Genomic DNA, 17,086 nt, shown 5'->3' on the forward strand with positions numbered 1-17,086 from the left:
GCTAAGTTCGGCCATACCGGCGCCCGTGCGCAGGCCCATCCAGCATCCCCACCCTTGGAGGCGATATGCAGCGCCCGTCGACTATCCCGCTCCCCACCTTGCTCCCGGCAACGCTCGCCGCCCTGCTGCTGGCCGGCTGCACGGCCAGCCTGGCGCCCGTGCGCACGTTTGCCGAGCAAACCCACAAGCTGTCCGGCAGTTTCGACCCCATGCTGGCCGGAACGTTCAACAGCTGCACCGACAAGGCCTTGCGCAAACGCCTGATCCTGGCCGAGCGCTTCGACGCCCAGGCCAGCGAACAGGCGGCGCGCGCCGATTGCGCGCCCGTCGCGCAGGCCAGCGTGGCGATCGGCAAGCTCAACGATGTGCTGGCGCGCTACGCGCAGACCCTGGCGGCCGTGGCGGACGAAAAATTGCCCGTGCACAAGGAAGAATTCACGGCGCTGGGCGACGCGCTGGGCGGCCTGGCGCAGCCGGGCGGCGGCGCCCCCCTGCTCGACGGGGACAAGCTGTCGAAGGTGGTGAAACTGAGCGAACACCTGAGCCGGCTGGCCACGCAGCGGCTGCAGAAATCGGCCCTGCGCGAATTGCTCGACGAGCAGGAAGCCGTGACGATACTCAGCAATGCATTGAAGGAATATGCGCAGCGCAACTACCGCGCCGGCCTGCAGGACGAACTGCGCGACCTGGCCCTGCTGCGCGGCGCCGTCGACAGCGCCGCGCAGCGCGAACCGCTGGCGGCCAACTACATCCGCGCGCGCCTGCACCTGGAAAGCCGGCAACTGCAGGAACGGGAAAGGATCGTCGCCGCGTACGTGGCCGCCGTCGATGCCCTGCAGGCCAGCGTGGCCGCACTGCGGGCCAATCTCGACCGGCTGCAGGCGCCGGAACTGGAGCTGCAGCTGGCGCAGTTTTCCGGCCACGTAGCCGCGCTGCAAAAACAGGCGGCCTTCTATGGCCCCGCCCGCTGGTAAGCCCCGCGCACACAGGAGTATCCCATGCCCCCATTGACCGAACTGACGAAGGACCAGGCCTACGCCATCGCCGACAGCCTGGCGCAGGCATCGAGCCTGGTGCTGGAATTGCGCATCCGCGAGCAGGACGCGCTGGCGCCGGAAGAGCGCATGCTGCTGGAGCAGTATGAAAATCACTTGGACCAGATGGTGGCCCTGTTCCGCGCCTACGGCATCAGCCTGATCGCCGAAGGCGCCGAGCAGGCACGCGGCGACATCGAGGGCGCCATCGCCAAGGGCAAGCTGCAGCTCAGGCGCATCGCCGACGTCAAGGCGGCCATCGCCGCGGCGGCCAGGCTGGTCGACCTGGGCGCGGCCATCCTGTCGCGCGACCCCTTCGCCATCGGCGAGGCGGCGGCCAGCCTGCGGGCCAGGCCGAAGAAGGCCGAAGCGGCGTAGGCGGCCGCCTCAGGGTTCGGCGGCGCGGTGCCCCATCGCGTGCGTGGCCATCTTCAGGTACAGGTTGGCCTGCTCCTCGCTGTGCGCATAGCCCATGCGCCCCTCCGCCAGGGCCACGGATTTTTGCTGCAGCGCTTCCGGATACTCCGCGTCGCAGGCGGCGTCGAGCCAGAAGCGCGCCTGTTGCGCGTCAGTCTCCAGCAGCATGTTCGCCAGGATGAACATGGCCGGCGCCACGCCGCGCCGCGCCGCCTGCTCCAGCGACCGCAGGGCGGCGGCGCCATCCTGCGCTCCGCCCATGCCGTTCTTCAGCATCAGCCCCAGGTAGTACGCGGCGGGACCGCTGCCCTGCCCCGCCGCCTGCGCGAACAGGCGGCGCGCCTGCGGCTGGGATGCGGGGCCATCGCGCAGCAGCGCCTTCGCCTGCGCCACTTGCGCGGCGGGATCGGCGCCGGCCTGCGCCAGCGGCGACGCCAGCGCGGCCGCCAGCAGCCAGGCCGTCAGCCTCATTTCGACAGGTCGAGCTGGTACAGCGCGAAGCCCTTGCCCGCGCCATCGTCCGCCTTCAATTGCGTGACGTTGGCGATGCCGGCCGCCCTGGCCAGTTCGATCACATTCGGCGCGGAATGAAATACCACGGGGCCTTTCGTCGCGGCCCGGGCAAAGGTCCAGCTGCGCGCCGAACCGTTTTTCGCGCGCGTCAGGTTTTTCTGCTGCGTGACATAGGCGATCAGCAGTTCACGGTTGTTGTCGGGCGAGGCCACCACCGTCTTGCTGCCGTCGAGGCCGGGGAAATTGCCGCCGCCGCTGGCGCGGTAGTTATTCGTCGCGATGAGGAATTCCTGGCTGGCGTCCACCGGCTTGCCCTTGTAGGTGAGCGCCTTGATGCGCTGGCCGGGTGCTTGCGTGACGTCGATCTGGTAGCGCACGTCGGCGCTGGTGATGGCGTCGAAGTTGTAGCTCGGATGGGCCGTGTTGACCAGCTCCTGCGGCTCCGTCTTGCTGACATCGATGGTATTGAAGCGCCGCGCCGACTGTTCCAGCCACGCCTTCAACTCCGCGCCATTCATCTTCACGCCGTACAGCGCGTTCGGATACAGATACAGGTCGGCCGCGTTGTTCAGCGCCACGTTGCCCGCCTTGACGTCCGTGTAATCGGACACGCCGGCCGAACCGCTCTTGAACGGCGAGGACATGGACAGCACGGGCAGGTGCGCGTACTGCGGCAGATTCGCCTTGACGTAGGCGGCCAGGTAGGCCGCTTGCGCTTGGTTGACCACTTCGATGGCGCTGACGTCGCCCGCGTCGGCGAAATACGTCGACATGCGGAAGTCCGTCGCGCCCACGGGCGTCTGCACGTAGGCAATCGTCGCCGCGTGTTCTGCCGCCACCAGCTGGGCGATGGCCGCATCGGGCGCCACGTAGCTCTTGTCCGCGTTCTGGATGCCGCGCGCTTCCACCGTGGTGGCGCTCTTGTCGACGACCCACTGCTTGCCGTCGTGGCGCAAGTGCAGGCCGATCACGCCCAGGTGCTTGCCCCACAAATTGGCCATCACGGTCGGCACGCCATTCACGAGTCCCCTGACCTTGTCGACGCCGGGCAGATTAAACTGCGGCACCGTGCTCGTCGCGTTCGGGAACAGCTGGTGCGAATGGCCGATCAGCATGGCGTCCACGCCCGGCACCTGCGACAGGTAGTAATTGCCGTTTTCCATGGTCGGCGAGTACGGGCTGTCATCGAGGCCGCCGTGCGAAATGGCCACCACCAGTTCGGCGCCCTTGGCGCGCATCTCGGGAATGTACTTTTCCGCCGTCTCGCGCACGCCCTGCGTGTAGACGCGCCCTTCCAGCCAGCGCTTGTCCCAGGCCATGATGGTGGGCGGCGCAAAGCTGATGATGCCGACCTTCACGTTGCTGCTCACGGCCTTGCCATCGGGGCCGGTGGCCGTGATCTGCTTGTCGATGATGTGGTAGGGCGCAAACAGGGGCTTGCCCGTCCTGGCGCTGTAGACGTTGGCCAGCACTTGCGGGAACGCGGGACCGGCGCAGCGCGGTTTGGCCGCGTCCACGCTGTCGACGTCGAAGCGGTTGCCCGTCACCTGGCTCAAAAAGGCCAGGCCGTAGTTGAATTCGTGGTTGCCGATGCCGCCGCCATCCACTTTCAGCAGATTCATGGCCTTGTAGATGGCCAGGGTCTGGTCGCAGGCCAGCGGCTTGACCAATGCCTGGTAGTCGGCCAGGGCCGTGCCCTGGATGGTGTCGCCGTTGTCGAGCAGCAGATTGTTCGGGAATTGCGCCCGCGCCTGGGCGATCAGCGTGGCCGTGCGTTCCAGGCCGATCGAGGGCTCCGCCTGCAGCTTGTAGTAATCATAACTGAGCACGTTGGCATGCAAATCCGTCGTCTCCAGCAGGGCCAAGGTGGCGCTGCTGCCGGCCGGCGCGGCCGATGGCGCCCGGGCGGGTCCGGTGGCGGCGGGCGGCAAGGCGCCGCAGCCGGCCAGCAGCAGCGGTAACAGGGCGAGACGGGGAAGTTGGCGCAGGGGGTGGCACATGAGGTGTTCCTGTGGAAAGACAATATGGCCAGCATCATACGCAGCACGGCAGCCCCTATCAAGGCATAAAACAGGCGTGGCGACCAGTAGAACATTGTCGTAAATACAGCAAATGCGTGCTTTTATTGCTGCGCGCGCCACCGATTCGGCGCTGCCGGCATGGGAAACGGCCCGCGCTCGCGTATAATTCAGGGTTTGATTTCACCATAGAAGACCAGAACATTATGGAAGCCGAACGCATCAACGCCATCTCCGCCCTGCTCAACGACCTGACCGTCCGCGAAGCCGAACTTCGGAGGTATCTTTGACTTCACTGTCAAGTCGGAGAAACTAGAGCAAGTCAACGAAGAACTGGAAGATCCTACCGTCTGGAATGATCCCAAGCGCGCCCAGGACCTGGGCAAGGAGAAGAAGGCGCTGGAAGCCATCGTCTTCACCCTGGCCAAGGCCGATGCCGACCTGCGCGATACCCGCGACCTGTTCGACATGGCCCGCGAGGAAGGCGACGAAGAGACGCTGGAAGCGATCGAGCAGGACGTGCAGGAAATCCGCAAGGTCATCGAAAGCATGGAATTCCGCCGGATGTTCAACAATCCGATGGACCCGAACAACTGCTTCATCGACATCCAGGCCGGCGCCGGCGGCACGGAAGCCCAGGACTGGGCCTCGATGCTGCTGCGCCAGTACCTGCGCTACTGCGAGCGCAAGGGCTTCAAGGTCGAGATCCTCGAGCAATCCGACGGCGAGGTCGCCGGCATCAAGACGGCCACCCTGAAGGTCGAGGGCGATCACGCCTACGGCTTCCTGCGCACGGAAACGGGCGTGCACCGCCTGGTGCGCAAGTCGCCGTTCGACTCGGCCAACGGCCGCCACACCTCGTTTACGTCGCTGTTCGTGTACCCGGAAGTCGACGATTCGATCGAGATCGACGTCAATCCGGCCGATATCCGCGTCGATACCTACCGCGCGTCGGGCGCCGGCGGTCAGCACATCAACAAGACCGACTCCGCCGTCCGCATGACCCACGCGCCGACGGGCATCGTGGTGCAGTGCCAGAACGACCGTTCGCAGCACCGCAACCGCGCCGAAGCGATGGAAATGCTGAAAGCCAAGCTGTACGAGCATGAACTGCGCAAGCGCATGAGCGAGCAGCAGAAGCTGGAAGACTCGAAGACGGACGTGGGCTGGGGCCACCAGATCCGCTCCTACGTGCTGGACCAGTCCCGCATCAAGGACTTGCGCACCGGCTTCGAGACGGGCAATACCAAGGGCGTGCTCGATGGCGACATCGACGACTTCATCTCCGCTTCGCTGAAACAGGGCGTATAAGGATGAATGCATCCGCTCCGGCCCTGGCGCAGCGTGCCTTCCTGTTCGACATGGATGGCACGATCGTCGACAACATGGCCTTCCACACGCGCTCGTGGCTGGCGTTCTTCGAACGCCAGGGCCATGCGCTGGATGCGGACGCCTTTTTCCGCGACACGGCGGGGCGCCACGGCCGCGAAATCATCGCCCAGTACCTGGGCGAGGATGCCGACCACGCCACCCTGCTGGCCGAAAAGGAAATCGTCTACCGCGACATGTATGGCCCGCACCTGGCCACCGTCGCCGGTTTCGACGCCCTGACGGCCAGCGCGCGCCTGCATGGCGTGGGCCTGGTGGTCGGCTCGGCCGCGCCGACGGAAAACATCGACTTCACGCTCGACGGCCTGGACCTGCGCCAGCGCTTCGACGCCATCGTCGGCGCCGCCGACGTGGAGCGGGGCAAGCCGCACCCGGACGTGTTCCTGAAAGGCGCGCGGCTGGCCGGCGCCCTGCCGGAGCACTGCATCGTCTTCGAAGACGCGCCCCTGGGCGTGGAAGCGGCGCGGCGCGCCGGCATGCGGGCCGTGGTGCTGACCACCACCCTGCCGGCGACGGCGTTTGCCGCCTTCGACAACGTGATTGCCATCGTGCCGGATTTCTCCGCGCTCGACGTCGACGCACTGTTTGCCAGCGTGGCGCCAGCGCTGGCACCACATCATCAATAATCTACAACGAAGAACACCATGACTACGGATATCCAAGAACAAGCCGCCGCCCCCGATGAAAACAAGATCATCGCCGAGCGCCGCGTCAAGCTGGCCGCACTGCGCGAACAGGGCGTCGCCTTCCCGAACGATTTCCGCCCCGAGCACAAGGCGGCCGATCTGCACGCGCAGTACGACGGCAAGACGCGCGAAGAGCTGGAAGAGAACCCCGTACACGTGGTGCTGGCTGGCCGCATGATGCTCAAGCGCGAAGCGGGCAAGAAAGCCGCCTTCGCCACCCTGCAGGACGCTTCCGGCCCGAAAGCCGACGGCCGCATCCAGATCTACGCCACCCTGGATCTCACCGGCGAAGCGGCCATGGCCGCCCTGCACCACTATGACCTGGGCGACATCCTGGGCGTTGCCGGCACCCTGTTCAAGACCAAGACGGACGAACTGACCATCAAGGTGTCGGAACTGCGTCTGATCACCAAGTCGCTGCGCCCGCTGCCGGACAAGTTCCACGGTCTGGCCGACCAGGAAACCAAGTACCGCCAGCGCTACGTCGACCTGATCATGAACGAAGAGACGCGCCGCACCTTCAAGGCCCGTACCGCCGCCATCTCGTCGATCCGCCGCTTCATGGAAAAGAACGAGTTCATGGAAGTGGAAACGCCGATGCTGCACACGATTCCCGGCGGTGCCGCGGCCAAGCCCTTCATCACGCACCACAATGCGCTCGACATGCAGATGTTCCTGCGCATCGCGCCCGAGCTGTACCTGAAGCGCCTGGTGGTGGGCGGCTTCGACCGCGTGTTCGAAATCAACCGCAACTTCCGCAACGAAGGCGTGTCGATCCGTCACAACCCTGAATTCACGATGATGGAATTCTACGCGGCCTACACCGACTACAAATGGCTGATGGATTTCACGGAAGCCGTCATCCGCCAGGCCGCCATCGACGCGCACGGCACCGCCACCCTGACCTACGGCGGCCGCGAGCTGGACCTGGCAAAGCCGTTCCACCGCCTGACCATCGTCGAAGCGATCAACAAGTATGCTCCAGGCTACACCGCCGAACAGCTGAACGATGCCGACTTCATCAAGGAAGAGCTGAAAAAATTCGGCGTCAAGCCGTTTGCCACTGCCGGCCTGGGCGCGCTGCAACTGGCGCTGTTCGAGGAAACGGCCGAAGCGCAGCTGTGGGAACCGACCTACATCATCGACTACCCCGTCGAAGTGTCGCCACTGGCGCGCGCTTCCGACACGGTGGCCGGCATCACGGAACGCTTCGAGCTGTTCATGGTGGGCCGCGAAATCGCCAACGGCTTCTCCGAGTTGAACGACGCGGAAGACCAGTCGGCCCGCTTCCTGGCGCAGGTAGCCGCCAAGGACGCCGGCGATGAAGAGGCGATGTTCTACGACGCCGACTACATCCGCGCGCTGGAATACGGCATGCCGCCCGCCGGCGGCTGCGGCATCGGCATCGACCGTTTGATGATGATCATCACGGATTCGCCGAACATCCGCGACGTGCTGCTGTTCCCGCACCTGCGCCGCGAAGAATAATCGCGAACGCTGGCCAATAAAAAGCCGCGCTGTTCATTGCGAACAGCGCGGCTTTTTTTAACCCCGACGGCAAGGGCCGGGGTCGGACGGGGTCGCCGAGACCCTCAGGGTCCGATCCCAGTATTTCTTGGGTTTATTGAATCACGGTATAGCACGGCACATACGCCGTGCCCGCCAGCTTCATGCGGTGCTGCGCCACGAACGAGGCCAGCAGCGCGTCCATGGGGCCGGCGATGGATTTGTCGCCGTGGATCTCGAAGTTGCCGTGCTCTTCGATGGAGCGGATGCCGTCGTCCTTGACGTTGCCGGCCACCACGCCCGAGAAGGCGCGGCGCAGCTGGGCCGCCAGCAGGTGCGTGGGCTGGTTCTTGTGCAGGCTCAGGTTGCGCATGTTTTCATGCGTGGGCTGGAACGGCTTCTGGAACTCGTGGTCGATCTTCAGCAGCCAGTTGAAATAATACGCGTCGCTGTGCGCCTTGCGGAATTCGCGCACCTGGCGTATGCCTTCGAGCATCTCGCGCGCCACCAGTTCCGGGTCGTCGATGATGATCTTGTAGCGCTGCTGCGCTTCCGGGCCCAAAGTGTCGCTGATGAACTGGTTGATCTGCACGAAATACTCGCGCGACGTTTCCGGTCCCGTGAAGATCAGGGGGAACGGGATCTCGGCATTGTCTGGGTGCAACAAAATGCCGAGGATGTACAGAATCTCTTCGGCCGTGCCCGCGCCGCCGGGGAAGACGACGATGCCGTGGCCGGCGCGCACGAACGCTTCCAGGCGCTTTTCGATGTCCGGCATGATGACGAGGTCATTGACGATGGGGTTCGGCGATTCGGCCGCGATGATGCCCGGCTCCGTGATGCCCAGGTAGCGGCCATTGTGCAGGCGCTGCTTGGCGTGGCCGATGGTGGCCCCCTTCATGGGACCCTTCATGGCGCCCGGGCCGCAGCCCGTGCAGATGTCGAGGCCGCGCAAGCCCAGCTGGTAGCCCACTTCCTTCGAATAATTGTATTCGGCGCGGTTGATCGAGTGGCCGCCCCAGCACACCACCAGGTTCGGGTTGAGCTGGGTTTGCAGCACGTTGGCATTGCGCAGGATGTGGAAGACGGCGTCCGTGATGCCTTCCGTGCTGTGCAGGTCGAATTTCGGGTTGCCCGTCACTTCGTCGCTGACGAAGATGATGTCGCGCAGGACGGCAAACAGGTGCTCGTGGATGCCCTTGATCATCTTGCCGTCGACGAAGGCGATGGCGGGCGCGCCCTTGATGTCGAGCTTGATGCCGCGCTCGCGCTGGATGATGGAGATTTCAAACGATTGATATCGCTCAAGCAGGGCGCGCCCATCGTCGATGGTGCTGCCGCAGTTGAGGACCGCCAGCGCGCAGCGGCGGAAGGTGTTGTACAGGCCGCCCTGGCTGGTATCGAGCAGTTTGTTGACTTCAGTCTTGGAGAGCACGTCCAGGCGGCCTTCCGGTGAAACCAGAGTATCGATAACGTCGTGTTCCATAATGCGAAAAATCCCTTTAAAAATCGATCCTCGAATGTGTAGCAGCCTCAATATACGACAAGTCAGGCCAGTTGTGCTGTAGCGCCGCAAAATCCCCGTGGGCCGCACCAGCCTGCAAACCGGTTTGACCAATATGAAACAGTCATTCTTGCTAATGCGAATGGAAACCTTCGCTCAGCGCAATTTGTAGATTAGAATGCCAGCCTATTGGAATTCCCGTGTGGTCGGTTCTTCATGAGAGTGCCCGCAGCGCGGCAGGCTTCCATAAGTTTGTTTTATCGATTGACTATAATAATTTTTCAGGAGGAACCGCATGAGCGGTGCGACTACGCCCAACAAGGAAGCCGTTATTCCCGAGTTCAAGCAGATTATGGGCCATCCAAGCCCATTGTGGATGTTGTTCATGACTGAATTCTGGGAACGCTTCGCGTTCTACGGAGTTCGCTGGGCGCTGGTACTGTACATCGTGGCCCAGTTCCACGCTGGCGACGGTTCGGGACAGGCAGCGGCCAACCTGACCTACGGTTCCTTCCTCGCGCTGGTGTACGCCGGCGCCCTGTTCGGCGGCTACCTCGCCGACCGCATCATCGGCTACCAGCGTTCCATCCTGCTGGGGGCCGTCTTCATGGCCGCCGGCCTGTTCTGCATCTCGGTGCCGAACCAGGACATCTTCAACCTGGGCCTGGCCACCATGATCGTCGGTAACGGCATGTTCAAGCCGAACATCTCGACCATGGTCGGCAAGCTGTACACGACCGCCGATCCGCGCCGCGACAGTGGCTTCACGATCTTTTACATGGGCATCAACATGGGCGCCATGGTTGCCCCTGTCTTCACCCAGTGGCTGGCCGAGTCGATCTTCGGCACCAGCGCCATGCCGTCCTACAAGATGGTCTTCATGGCATCCGGTTTCGGCATGCTGATCAGCCTGGTGTGGTTCGCCATCGGCCGCCGCGCCCTGAAGGGCATCGGCGCGCCGGAAGCCGGTTCCGGCAGCCCGATGCGCGTCGTCTGGGTGGCCCTGGGCTGCCTGTGCGTGATCCCGCTGATGTACTTCCTGCTGACGGTCGGCGCTGAAAAGCTGCAAATCGTCCTGACCGTGCTGTTCATCGGCCTGGCCGTGATGCTGATGGTCGAAGGCATCCGCAATGGCAAGGTGGCGCGCGACCGCGTCATCGCCATGCTGCTGATCTTCGTCTTCAACATCCTGTTCTGGATGTTCTTCGAACAGGCTGGCAGCTCGTTTACTTTCCTGGCTGACAAGATCGTCAACCGCGACCTGGGCTTCTGGATCTTCCCGACCGCCTACTTCCAGACCGTCAACTCGGTAGCGATCATCATCTTCGCGCCGATCATCGCCGCCATCTGGGTCTTCCTGGCACGCCACAACGTCAATCCGTCGATCCCGCGCAAATTCGGCCTGGGCCTGCTGGGCAACGCCCTGGCCTTTGGCCTGCTGATCTTCGCTCTGTCGAGCCTGGTTGGCGCCGACAACAAGATCCCGTTCTGGACCCTGACCACCGTCTACGTGCTGCAATCGATCGGCGAGCTGTGCCTGTCGCCCATCGGCCTGTCGATGGTCACCAAACTGGCCCCGGTACGCCTGGTCGGCATGGGCATGGGCGGCTGGTTCCTGTCCACCGGTATCGGCAACAACCTGTCGGGCATCTTCGCCAGCTACGTCAGCGGCGAAAGCGGCATGTCGGTGCAGTCGGCCCTGTCCGGCTACAGCTTCGGCTTCTGGTCCCTGCTGGGCGCCGGCGTCGTGCTGTTCCTGATCGCACCGCTGATCAACAAACTGATGCACGGCGTGAAGTAATCGCCTTGTCGTGAATCGGAACGGCGGCCTGCGGGCCGCCGTTTTTCATTCCGGCAGCCGCTTCCCCCTTGCCGGACGGTACAATACGGGCAGGGCCAGCGGCCACCCCACCAACCTATGCAAAGAATCCCATGTCCAGCATCTCCACCACCTCGCCCCTCTCCGACGACGAATACGCCGAACTCGACACCCTGCTGGCCGCGCCCGCCCTGCAAGCGCGCGCCATGGACGTGTCGATGCTGGAAGGTTTTCTGACGGCCGTCGCCCTCAGCCCGAAGCACATTGCCGCGGAGCAATGGCTGCCATGGGTGTGGGACAAGTCGGCCGGCAGCACGGCGCCCGCACACGACGCCGCCAGCGAACGGGTGGCCAGCCTGGCGCAGCGCCACCACGCCTACATGGTCGAATGGCTGGCGAAAGACCCGGACAGCTTCGAGCCCATCTACGTGTGCGGCCCCGAATGGAGCGTGCCCGCCTGGTGCGCCGGCTTTATCCTCGGCACGAGCCTGGACAAGCCCCAGTGGGCGGCCCTGGCCGTCAGCCACCCCGCGTATCTGGCGCCGTTCCAGCACCTGGCCACGGCCACGGAGCTCGATGACGAGGCGGCGGAAACGGCCATGGATGGCGTGATTCCTGCCGTCATCGCCATCAATGCGGCCTGGGCGCGCCAGCGCCACCTGAAACAAAGCCAGCCCGGCGCCACCGTGCTGCGCGAGCTGCCGAAGACGGGCCGCAACGACCCGTGCCACTGCGGCAGCGGCAAGAAATACAAGAAATGCTGCGCCGACGCCGATAGCGCGGCGAACTAAGGCAGCGCCCGCTTGCGCCAGCTACTGACGGCCCTGCTGCGCTTCCTGCTGCGCCACGCGCTGCAGTTCGCGCTGTTCATCGCCATCCTGCTGGCCGGACGGCTGCTGCTGGCCGAATGGCACGCCTACAGCGCCAGCAGCGAGGCCGTGGCCGCGCTGCGCCAGGCTGCCGGCAGCGCCGACAGCCATGGCGCCAGCCTGGCCGCTGCGGCCACGGCGAGGGTCAACGCCCTGCAGCACGCCTCGCAGAGCGCCATCGCGGCCCGCCTGGAGCAAGTCCAGGCCCAATTGCGCCAGCTGCGCGCACAGCAGCCACCGTCGCTGTTCACCCTTCCCCTGCCTGGTTCCGCAGAACTGACCCGCCACGCGCAGGAGGAAGCCACACGCCGCGTGGAAATCGAAGTGCTGGCGCAGGAAGCCCGTTACTTGAGCGCCCTGCAGGCGGCGCTCAGCGGCGAAGATGCGCGGCAGACCCTGGCGCGCCTGCATGCGCAGCACGTGCAGGCCTATGCTGCGCTGCAAGAGAATGCGCACCAGCGCCAGCTGCTGGCAGCGCAGCACCCGCTGACCGCCCACCTGCCCGGCAGCGACGCCTACGCACAGCTGGCGCGCCTGGAGATGGCAGGACAGCGCCTGCGCGAAATCAACCTGCAAGCCTACAACGCCTGGCTGGCGCAGCGCGCGCGCACCGGCAACGCCGCGCATGCCGCCCATCCCGCCCCATTTGCCATCGACGGGCAAGCCCTGGCCGCCGCGCTGGCGCCCGTGCAGGCGGCCATCGCGGCGGGCGAGGCGCAGCTGGCGCGCAACTGGATCGGCCGCTGGCGCGGCCCCGTCATGGACGTGGCGCCCACGGCCGCCCTGCTGGTGCTGTCGGCCATCCTGCTGCCCGCCGCCATCAAGGCCTTCTTTTATTTCGTGCTGGCGCCCGTCGCTTCCCGCTTGCCGCCGCTGTCGATCGCGCGCGAACTGCAGCTCGAAGGCGCCGCCCTGCCCCTGCCGCCGCATGGCGAATCGCGCATTTCCGCCGTCTCGCAAGCGCTGCGGCTACAAGCCGGGCAGCGCATGCTGATCCATCCCGAATACCTGCAATCGTCGCCCGTCAGCACGCGCAAGCGCACGCAGTGGCTGCTGGACTGGCGCTTCCCGTTCACCAGCCTGGCCGCCGGCATGGTGGCGCTGACCCGCCTGCACAGCGACGTGCCGGCATCCGTGACGATATCCGCCAGCGACGACCCGCTGCTGGAAATCGCCGTCGTGCGCCTGCCGGCCGGCAGCGCGCTCGTGTTCCAGCCGCGGGGCCTGGTGGGAATAATCTGCGACGCAGGCCAGCCGCTGGCGATGTCCAGCCACTGGCGCCTGGGCAGCCTGCACGCCTGGCTCACCCTGCAGCTGCGCTTCATCGTCTTTCGCGGCCCCGTCACCCTGATCGTGCGCGGCTGCCGCGGCGTGCGCCTGGAGCGGGCCGGCCAGGGCCGCTCCATCAGCCAGTCCGCCACCCTGGGCTTTACCACCGACGTGCTGTATTCCACCATGCGCAGCGAAACCTTCATCCCGTATTTGCGCGGCCAGCAAGCCTTGCTCAATGACCGTTTCGACGGCGACAACGGCGTCTACCTGTACGAGGAAACCCCGCGCCACGGCAAGCAGCCGGGCAAGGCGGGCAGCTGGTTCGAGGGGATGACGGACGCCATCCTGAAAGTGTTCGGCATCTAGCCGGAAAACAGACCATGGACGACTTCCTGTTTGCCGATTTTCTCGAGGACCAGGCCACGTATGCGGCACTGCAGGCGTACTGGCAGGCGCGCCTGGCCTTCCTCGACGGACGCTGCACGCCTATCTGCGCAGCGCCTTCGCCAATGGCCAGCCATTTGCAGACGGCAATCCCATCGTCAACCTGGCCGACCGGAGCACCGGCAAGGCCGCGCGCATCGTGCAGCAATGCCCGCAGGAGTTCGGCGCCTGCTACACGAACTTCGAGCAAGCCATCGAGCTGGCCGGCGGCGATGGGCACCTTCGCCCGGCGCGGGAAAAGGTCATCGTGCTGACCTTGACGCAGGCGACGGCGCAAAGGGCCGAGGCGGAGCTGCGGACCTGGTTTGCGCCGGCGTAAGGCCGCGCGCTACCAGAGGTAGGCCACGCGCACACCGACATTGCGCTGCTCGCCATAGTTACAGGCCCGCGCAGAGAAACACGAGGCGACATGGTATTTGTCGAACAGGTTCTTCACCGTCACGCCCACGCTCAGGCCGCGCCAGGCGCCGCGGGCCTGCCCCAGGTCATAGCGCAGCGACAGGTCGGCCAGGGTGAAGGCCGGCACCTGGAAGGTGTTCTCCGCGTCGCCCCAGCTGGCGCCCACGTGGCGCACGCCGGCACCGGCCGACAGGCCGCGCCAGCGGCCGGCAAACGCATAGTCGGCCCAGGCGGAAGCCATCTGCCTGGGCACTTCATAGGGCGACTTGCCCTGCACGTTGGTGCCCCACATGTCCGGATTCGCCTTCGTCACCTTCAGGGGATTGTAGGTGAGGGACGCCAGCAGTTTCAGCTGGCTGCTCGGCTGCGCCGCCACTTCCAGCTCGATGCCGCGCGAGCGCACCCCCCCCTGCTGGATGGAGAAATTCGGCTCGTCCGGGTCCGTCGTCAGCACGTTCTGCCGCCGCAGTTCGAAGGCGGCGGCCGTCACGGACAGCTGCGCGCCCGGCGCGTATTTCACGCCGACCTCCACTTGCCGGGCCGTTTCCGGCTCGAACGGACGGTCAAGGCGGTCCGCGCCGGAGACGGGCGAGAACGACTCGCTGTAGCTGGCGTAGGGCGCCAGGCCGTTCGCCGCCAGGTAGGTGATGCCGGCACGGCCCGTGAAAGCCGTGGGTTTGCGCACCGTCGTGGCCGACGGCGATACCAGCAGATTGCGCTGCTCCTGGCGCGTCCAGTCCTGGCGCCCGCCCACGGTGAAGACCCAGCTTCGGTACTGCATGCGGTCCTGCAGGTAGGCACCCAGCTGCCGGTTACGCTCGCGGCGCAGGGCGTCCGGCGCCAGCGCCGCCAGGTCCAGCGCGCTGCCGTAGACGGGGCGGTAGATATCGATCTGCGGGCCGTCGGCGATATACGAGCTGAATGAGGTATTGCTGCGGCTGTAATCGATGCCGGCAACGATCTCATGGCGCAGCGCGCCCATCGCCACCTGGCCCGTCACATTGGTATCGAGCGAGTACACGCTGCCCTTGCCGTCGCGCGTATCGATCTCGCGGTTGGTCACCGCATGGTCGATTAAGTTGCCATATCGAAACATATACTGTTCATGGTTATCCGCGTGCAGGTAGCGGAAATTCTGCCTGACCGTCCATCCGCTGTCGAAGGTGTGGCGCGCCGCGTAGCCCGCCGAAGCGACGCGCGTTTCCTCGTGGTCGAAGCCCGGCTCGCCGAGGAAGCGCGTCAGCGGCAGGCGGCCGTTGGGATTGCTGCCGTTCAAGGCTTCCCACTGCACGTTCGACGACTGCATGGCGCGGTTCTTCTGAAAAAAGCCCAGCACGGTGATGCTGGTGCGGGCGCTCGGCGCCCACGTCAGGCTGGGCGCCAGATAATGGCGGTCGTCGTGCATGTAGTCGATCTGCTGGTCCGCCTTGCGCACCAGCCCCACCAGGCGGTACCGCAGGCTGTCGTCGTCCGCCAGCGTGCCGCCCACGTCGAGGGCCAGCTGCCTGCGCGCGTAGCTGCCCAGCGACAGTTCGACCTGGTCCACCTGCTCCGCCGTGGGACGCTTGGCGACGAAATTGATGATGCCGCCCGGCCCATTCTGGCCATACAGCACGGATGACGGTCCCTTCAGCACTTCGACGCGCTCGGCGCCATACGGCTCGACGCCGAAGAAGCCCAGCGTCCCCATCGGCATCAGGCGCATGCCGTCCAGGTAGAACGCGCCCGAGAACTGGCTGAAGCCGCGCACGGCCAGGCTGTCGTCGGCGGGGTTGGCGCCTGCCGTATTGCTGCGCAAGCCGGCCGTGTACTGGATGGCGTCGTTCAGGGTGCGCACGCCCTGGTCATCCATGCGGTCGCGCGTGATGACGGACACCGATTGCGGCACTTCCAGCAGGGAAGCGTCGGTCTTGGTGGCCGTGCTGGCCCGCCGCGCCACATAGCCGCTGACCTTGCCCCACGGGTTTTCCTCCTCCGCCTGGGCGCTGACGGTGACGGGCGCCATCGTCTGCACGCCATCGGCCGCCGCGCCGGTAGCGGATGCGGTGGCGGCGCGCAGCGCATAGCCGCCGCCGGCCGTGCGCACGGCGGCCAGCCCGGTGCCGGCCAGCGCCCGCGCCAGCGCGTCGTCCACCGTGTAGCTGCCGCTGACGCCGCCGCTGCGCAACCCTTCCGTCGCGGCCGAACCGAAGGCGATCAGCAAGCCCGCTTCGCGCCCCAGCCGGTTCAATGTCGCTTCCAGCGGCCCGGCCGGGATGGCGTAATGGCGCAGGGACCCGGGCTGTCCGGCCTGCCCTGCCGTTTGCGCCTGCGCCGGCGCGCCGGCCACGCTGGCCAGGGCGCCCAGGCACAGGGCGTGCGCCAGCAGGGCCAGCGGTTTCATAGTCGACAGGCCCGGTACCCGGCTGCGCGTGGAAGGATGGAGTGTGCTGCGGTCGTTCATGGTATGCCCTCGGATCATGGAATGGGTGGGACGGGCCGTAACCCGCGTCCTCACTTCCCTTGACAAGGCAGCGCGCCAAAACAGTCCATGTATTTTCAGTTTATTTTTTCGCGGCGCGCGGCCGCACCGTGACCCAGTAGCGCGTCAGGTAATGCAGCTCGACGGGCAAGGCTTCCACCAGCGCCAGCAGCACCCTGTCGGTGTCGGCCAGCGGATAGGCGCCCGACACCAGCAGGTGCGCCAGCGCCGGATCGCATCCCAGGTGGCCGCGCCGGTGGCGCGACAGCTCCCGCAGGAAGGCGTCGAGGCGCATGTGCGCGGCGACCAGCATGCCGTCGGCCCAGGCGCCCGCGCCCGCATCGAGCGCATGCGCCGCGCCCGCGCCATCGCGGGTAAAACTGCCCTCCTCGCCCGCCTGCAGCACGCGCGGCCGGCCCTGCGCCGCCGCGGGCCGCAGCTCGACGATCCCTTCCAGCACGCCGACCTGCACGTAGCCCTCGTGCTGGCGCACGATGAAACGCGTGCCCAGCGCCCGCGCCGTGCCGTCGGCCGTGTGCACGAGGAAGGGCCGCTGCCGCGCATCGGGCGCCGTCTGCAGCAGCACCTCGCCGCGCAGCAGCCGCACCGCGCGCACGCTGGCGTCGTAGCGCAGCGCGATGGCGCTATCGGTATTGAGCACCAGCGTGCCGCCGTCCGGCAGGCGCACCGTGCGCCGCTCGCCCGTGGCCGTGCTGGCGTCGGCGTCCCACGATTGCCAGACGGCTGTCTGGCGC

15 protein-coding genes are annotated in these 17,086 nt (G+C 65.9%); 10 read left to right on the plus strand and 5 right to left on the minus strand.

Annotated features, from left to right (window positions below; all coding sequences use genetic code 11):
* Positions 1-65 precede the first annotated feature (65 nt).
* Both AC07VL_RS21630 and AC07VL_RS21635 read left to right on the plus strand, forming a co-directional pair.
* Positions 66-974 carry a hypothetical protein gene (locus AC07VL_RS21630; protein ID WP_494807665.1) on the plus strand — a complete coding sequence of 303 codons (909 nt, stop codon included), beginning with the start codon at positions 66-68 and terminating at the stop codon, positions 972-974.
* A 24-nt stretch (positions 975-998) separates the two neighbouring features.
* Complete coding sequence (locus tag AC07VL_RS21635; protein WP_494807666.1) at positions 999-1,412, plus strand: hypothetical protein; 414 nt, start codon at positions 999-1,001, stop codon at positions 1,410-1,412.
* A gap of 9 nt (positions 1,413-1,421) precedes the next feature.
* Here the strand turns inward: AC07VL_RS21635 and AC07VL_RS21640 are convergent, their stop codons facing one another.
* Both AC07VL_RS21640 and AC07VL_RS21645 read right to left on the minus strand, forming a co-directional pair.
* Positions 1,422-1,922, minus strand: a complete 501-nt coding sequence (locus AC07VL_RS21640; protein WP_494807667.1) for a tetratricopeptide repeat protein — start codon at positions 1,920-1,922, stop codon at positions 1,422-1,424.
* Positions 1,919-3,964: a bifunctional 2',3'-cyclic-nucleotide 2'-phosphodiesterase/3'-nucleotidase gene (locus AC07VL_RS21645; RefSeq protein ID WP_494807668.1), complete on the minus strand. Its 2,046-nt coding sequence runs from the start codon at positions 3,962-3,964 to the stop codon at positions 1,919-1,921. The genes AC07VL_RS21640 and AC07VL_RS21645 overlap by 4 nt, the downstream gene beginning before the upstream one ends.
* Before the next feature lie 11 nt (positions 3,965-3,975).
* Here AC07VL_RS21645 and AC07VL_RS21650 point away from each other — a divergent pair, with 11 nt between their 5' ends.
* The 4 genes from AC07VL_RS21650 to lysS all read left to right on the plus strand — a co-directional run bounded on the left by AC07VL_RS21650 (position 3,976) and on the right by lysS (position 7,545).
* Positions 3,976-4,272: a hypothetical protein gene (locus AC07VL_RS21650; RefSeq protein ID WP_494807681.1), complete on the plus strand. Its 297-nt coding sequence runs from the start codon at positions 3,976-3,978 to the stop codon at positions 4,270-4,272.
* A protein-coding gene (prfB, locus tag AC07VL_RS21655; protein ID WP_494807669.1) for a peptide chain release factor 2 occupies positions 4,189-5,293 on the plus strand; the annotation gives its coding sequence in 2 pieces (ribosomal slippage) (positions 4,189-4,269 and positions 4,271-5,293; 1,104 coding nt in all). Before AC07VL_RS21650 ends, prfB begins: the two co-directional genes overlap by 84 nt.
* A 2-nt stretch (positions 5,294-5,295) precedes the next feature.
* Positions 5,296-5,997, plus strand: a complete 702-nt coding sequence (locus AC07VL_RS21660) for an HAD family hydrolase (RefSeq protein WP_494807670.1) — start codon at positions 5,296-5,298, stop codon at positions 5,995-5,997.
* Positions 5,998-6,015: 18 nt separating this feature from the next.
* Entirely contained in the window at positions 6,016-7,545 is a 1,530-nt protein-coding gene (lysS, locus tag AC07VL_RS21665) for a lysine--tRNA ligase (protein WP_494807671.1), read from the plus strand.
* 133 nt (positions 7,546-7,678) lie between these two features.
* Here the strand turns inward: lysS and ppnN are convergent, their stop codons facing one another.
* On the minus strand, positions 7,679-9,049 hold the full coding sequence (gene ppnN / locus AC07VL_RS21670; RefSeq protein WP_494807672.1) for a nucleotide 5'-monophosphate nucleosidase PpnN: 1,371 nt from the start codon (positions 9,047-9,049) through the stop codon (positions 7,679-7,681).
* 370 nt (positions 9,050-9,419) lie between these two features.
* On the opposite strand from ppnN, the gene AC07VL_RS21675 reads away from it, so the two are divergent.
* The 4 genes from AC07VL_RS21675 (at position 9,420) to AC07VL_RS21690 (ending at position 13,790) form a co-directional block, all read left to right on the plus strand.
* Positions 9,420-10,868 carry a peptide MFS transporter gene (locus AC07VL_RS21675; RefSeq protein WP_494807680.1) on the plus strand — a complete coding sequence of 483 codons (1,449 nt, stop codon included), beginning with the start codon at positions 9,420-9,422 and terminating at the stop codon, positions 10,866-10,868.
* A gap of 131 nt (positions 10,869-10,999) precedes the next feature.
* Positions 11,000-11,677, plus strand: coding sequence for a UPF0149 family protein (locus tag AC07VL_RS21680; protein WP_494807673.1), 678 nt, complete (start codon positions 11,000-11,002; stop codon positions 11,675-11,677).
* A gap of 12 nt (positions 11,678-11,689) precedes the next feature.
* The gene (locus tag AC07VL_RS21685) at positions 11,690-13,393 is read left to right on the plus strand and encodes an HlyD family secretion protein (RefSeq protein ID WP_494807674.1); all 1,704 of its coding nucleotides are present in this window, start codon (positions 11,690-11,692) and stop codon (positions 13,391-13,393) included.
* A 217-nt stretch (positions 13,394-13,610) separates the two neighbouring features.
* A complete protein-coding gene (locus tag AC07VL_RS21690; protein ID WP_494807675.1) occupies positions 13,611-13,790 on the plus strand; it encodes a hypothetical protein in 180 nt (59 codons plus the stop codon).
* 9 nt (positions 13,791-13,799) lie between these two features.
* Here AC07VL_RS21690 and AC07VL_RS21695 read toward each other — a convergent pair whose 3' ends face one another.
* Together AC07VL_RS21695 and AC07VL_RS21700 are read right to left on the minus strand one after the other, a co-directional pair.
* On the minus strand, positions 13,800-16,313 hold the full coding sequence (locus tag AC07VL_RS21695) for a TonB-dependent siderophore receptor (protein WP_494807676.1): 2,514 nt from the start codon (positions 16,311-16,313) through the stop codon (positions 13,800-13,802).
* Positions 16,314-16,413: 100 nt separating this feature from the next.
* Positions 16,414-17,086, minus strand: a 673-nt coding sequence (locus AC07VL_RS21700) for a FecR domain-containing protein (protein WP_494807677.1), incomplete at its 5' end; no start/stop codon positions are given.

The organism is Janthinobacterium sp. GW821-FHT03C08 (genome assembly GCF_059420905.1).

Coding starts and splice junctions, on each gene's coding strand:
- lysS (WP_494807671.1), top strand. CDS start 6,016: ATGACTACGGATATCCAAGAACAAGCCGCCGCCCCCGATGAAAACAAG.
- AC07VL_RS21660 (WP_494807670.1), top strand. CDS start 5,296: ATGAATGCATCCGCTCCGGCCCTGGCGCAGCGTGCCTTCCTGTTCGAC.
- AC07VL_RS21680 (WP_494807673.1), top strand. CDS start 11,000: ATGTCCAGCATCTCCACCACCTCGCCCCTCTCCGACGACGAATACGCC.
- AC07VL_RS21640 (WP_494807667.1), bottom strand. CDS start 1,922: ATGAGGCTGACGGCCTGGCTGCTGGCGGCCGCGCTGGCGTCGCCGCTG.
- AC07VL_RS21630 (WP_494807665.1), top strand. CDS start 66: ATGCAGCGCCCGTCGACTATCCCGCTCCCCACCTTGCTCCCGGCAACG.
- AC07VL_RS21675 (WP_494807680.1), top strand. CDS start 9,420: ATGGGCCATCCAAGCCCATTGTGGATGTTGTTCATGACTGAATTCTGG.
- AC07VL_RS21695 (WP_494807676.1), bottom strand. CDS start 16,313: ATGAACGACCGCAGCACACTCCATCCTTCCACGCGCAGCCGGGTACCG.
- AC07VL_RS21635 (WP_494807666.1), top strand. CDS start 999: ATGCCCCCATTGACCGAACTGACGAAGGACCAGGCCTACGCCATCGCC.
- AC07VL_RS21645 (WP_494807668.1), bottom strand. CDS start 3,964: ATGTGCCACCCCCTGCGCCAACTTCCCCGTCTCGCCCTGTTACCGCTG.
- ppnN (WP_494807672.1), bottom strand. CDS start 9,049: ATGGAACACGACGTTATCGATACTCTGGTTTCACCGGAAGGCCGCCTG.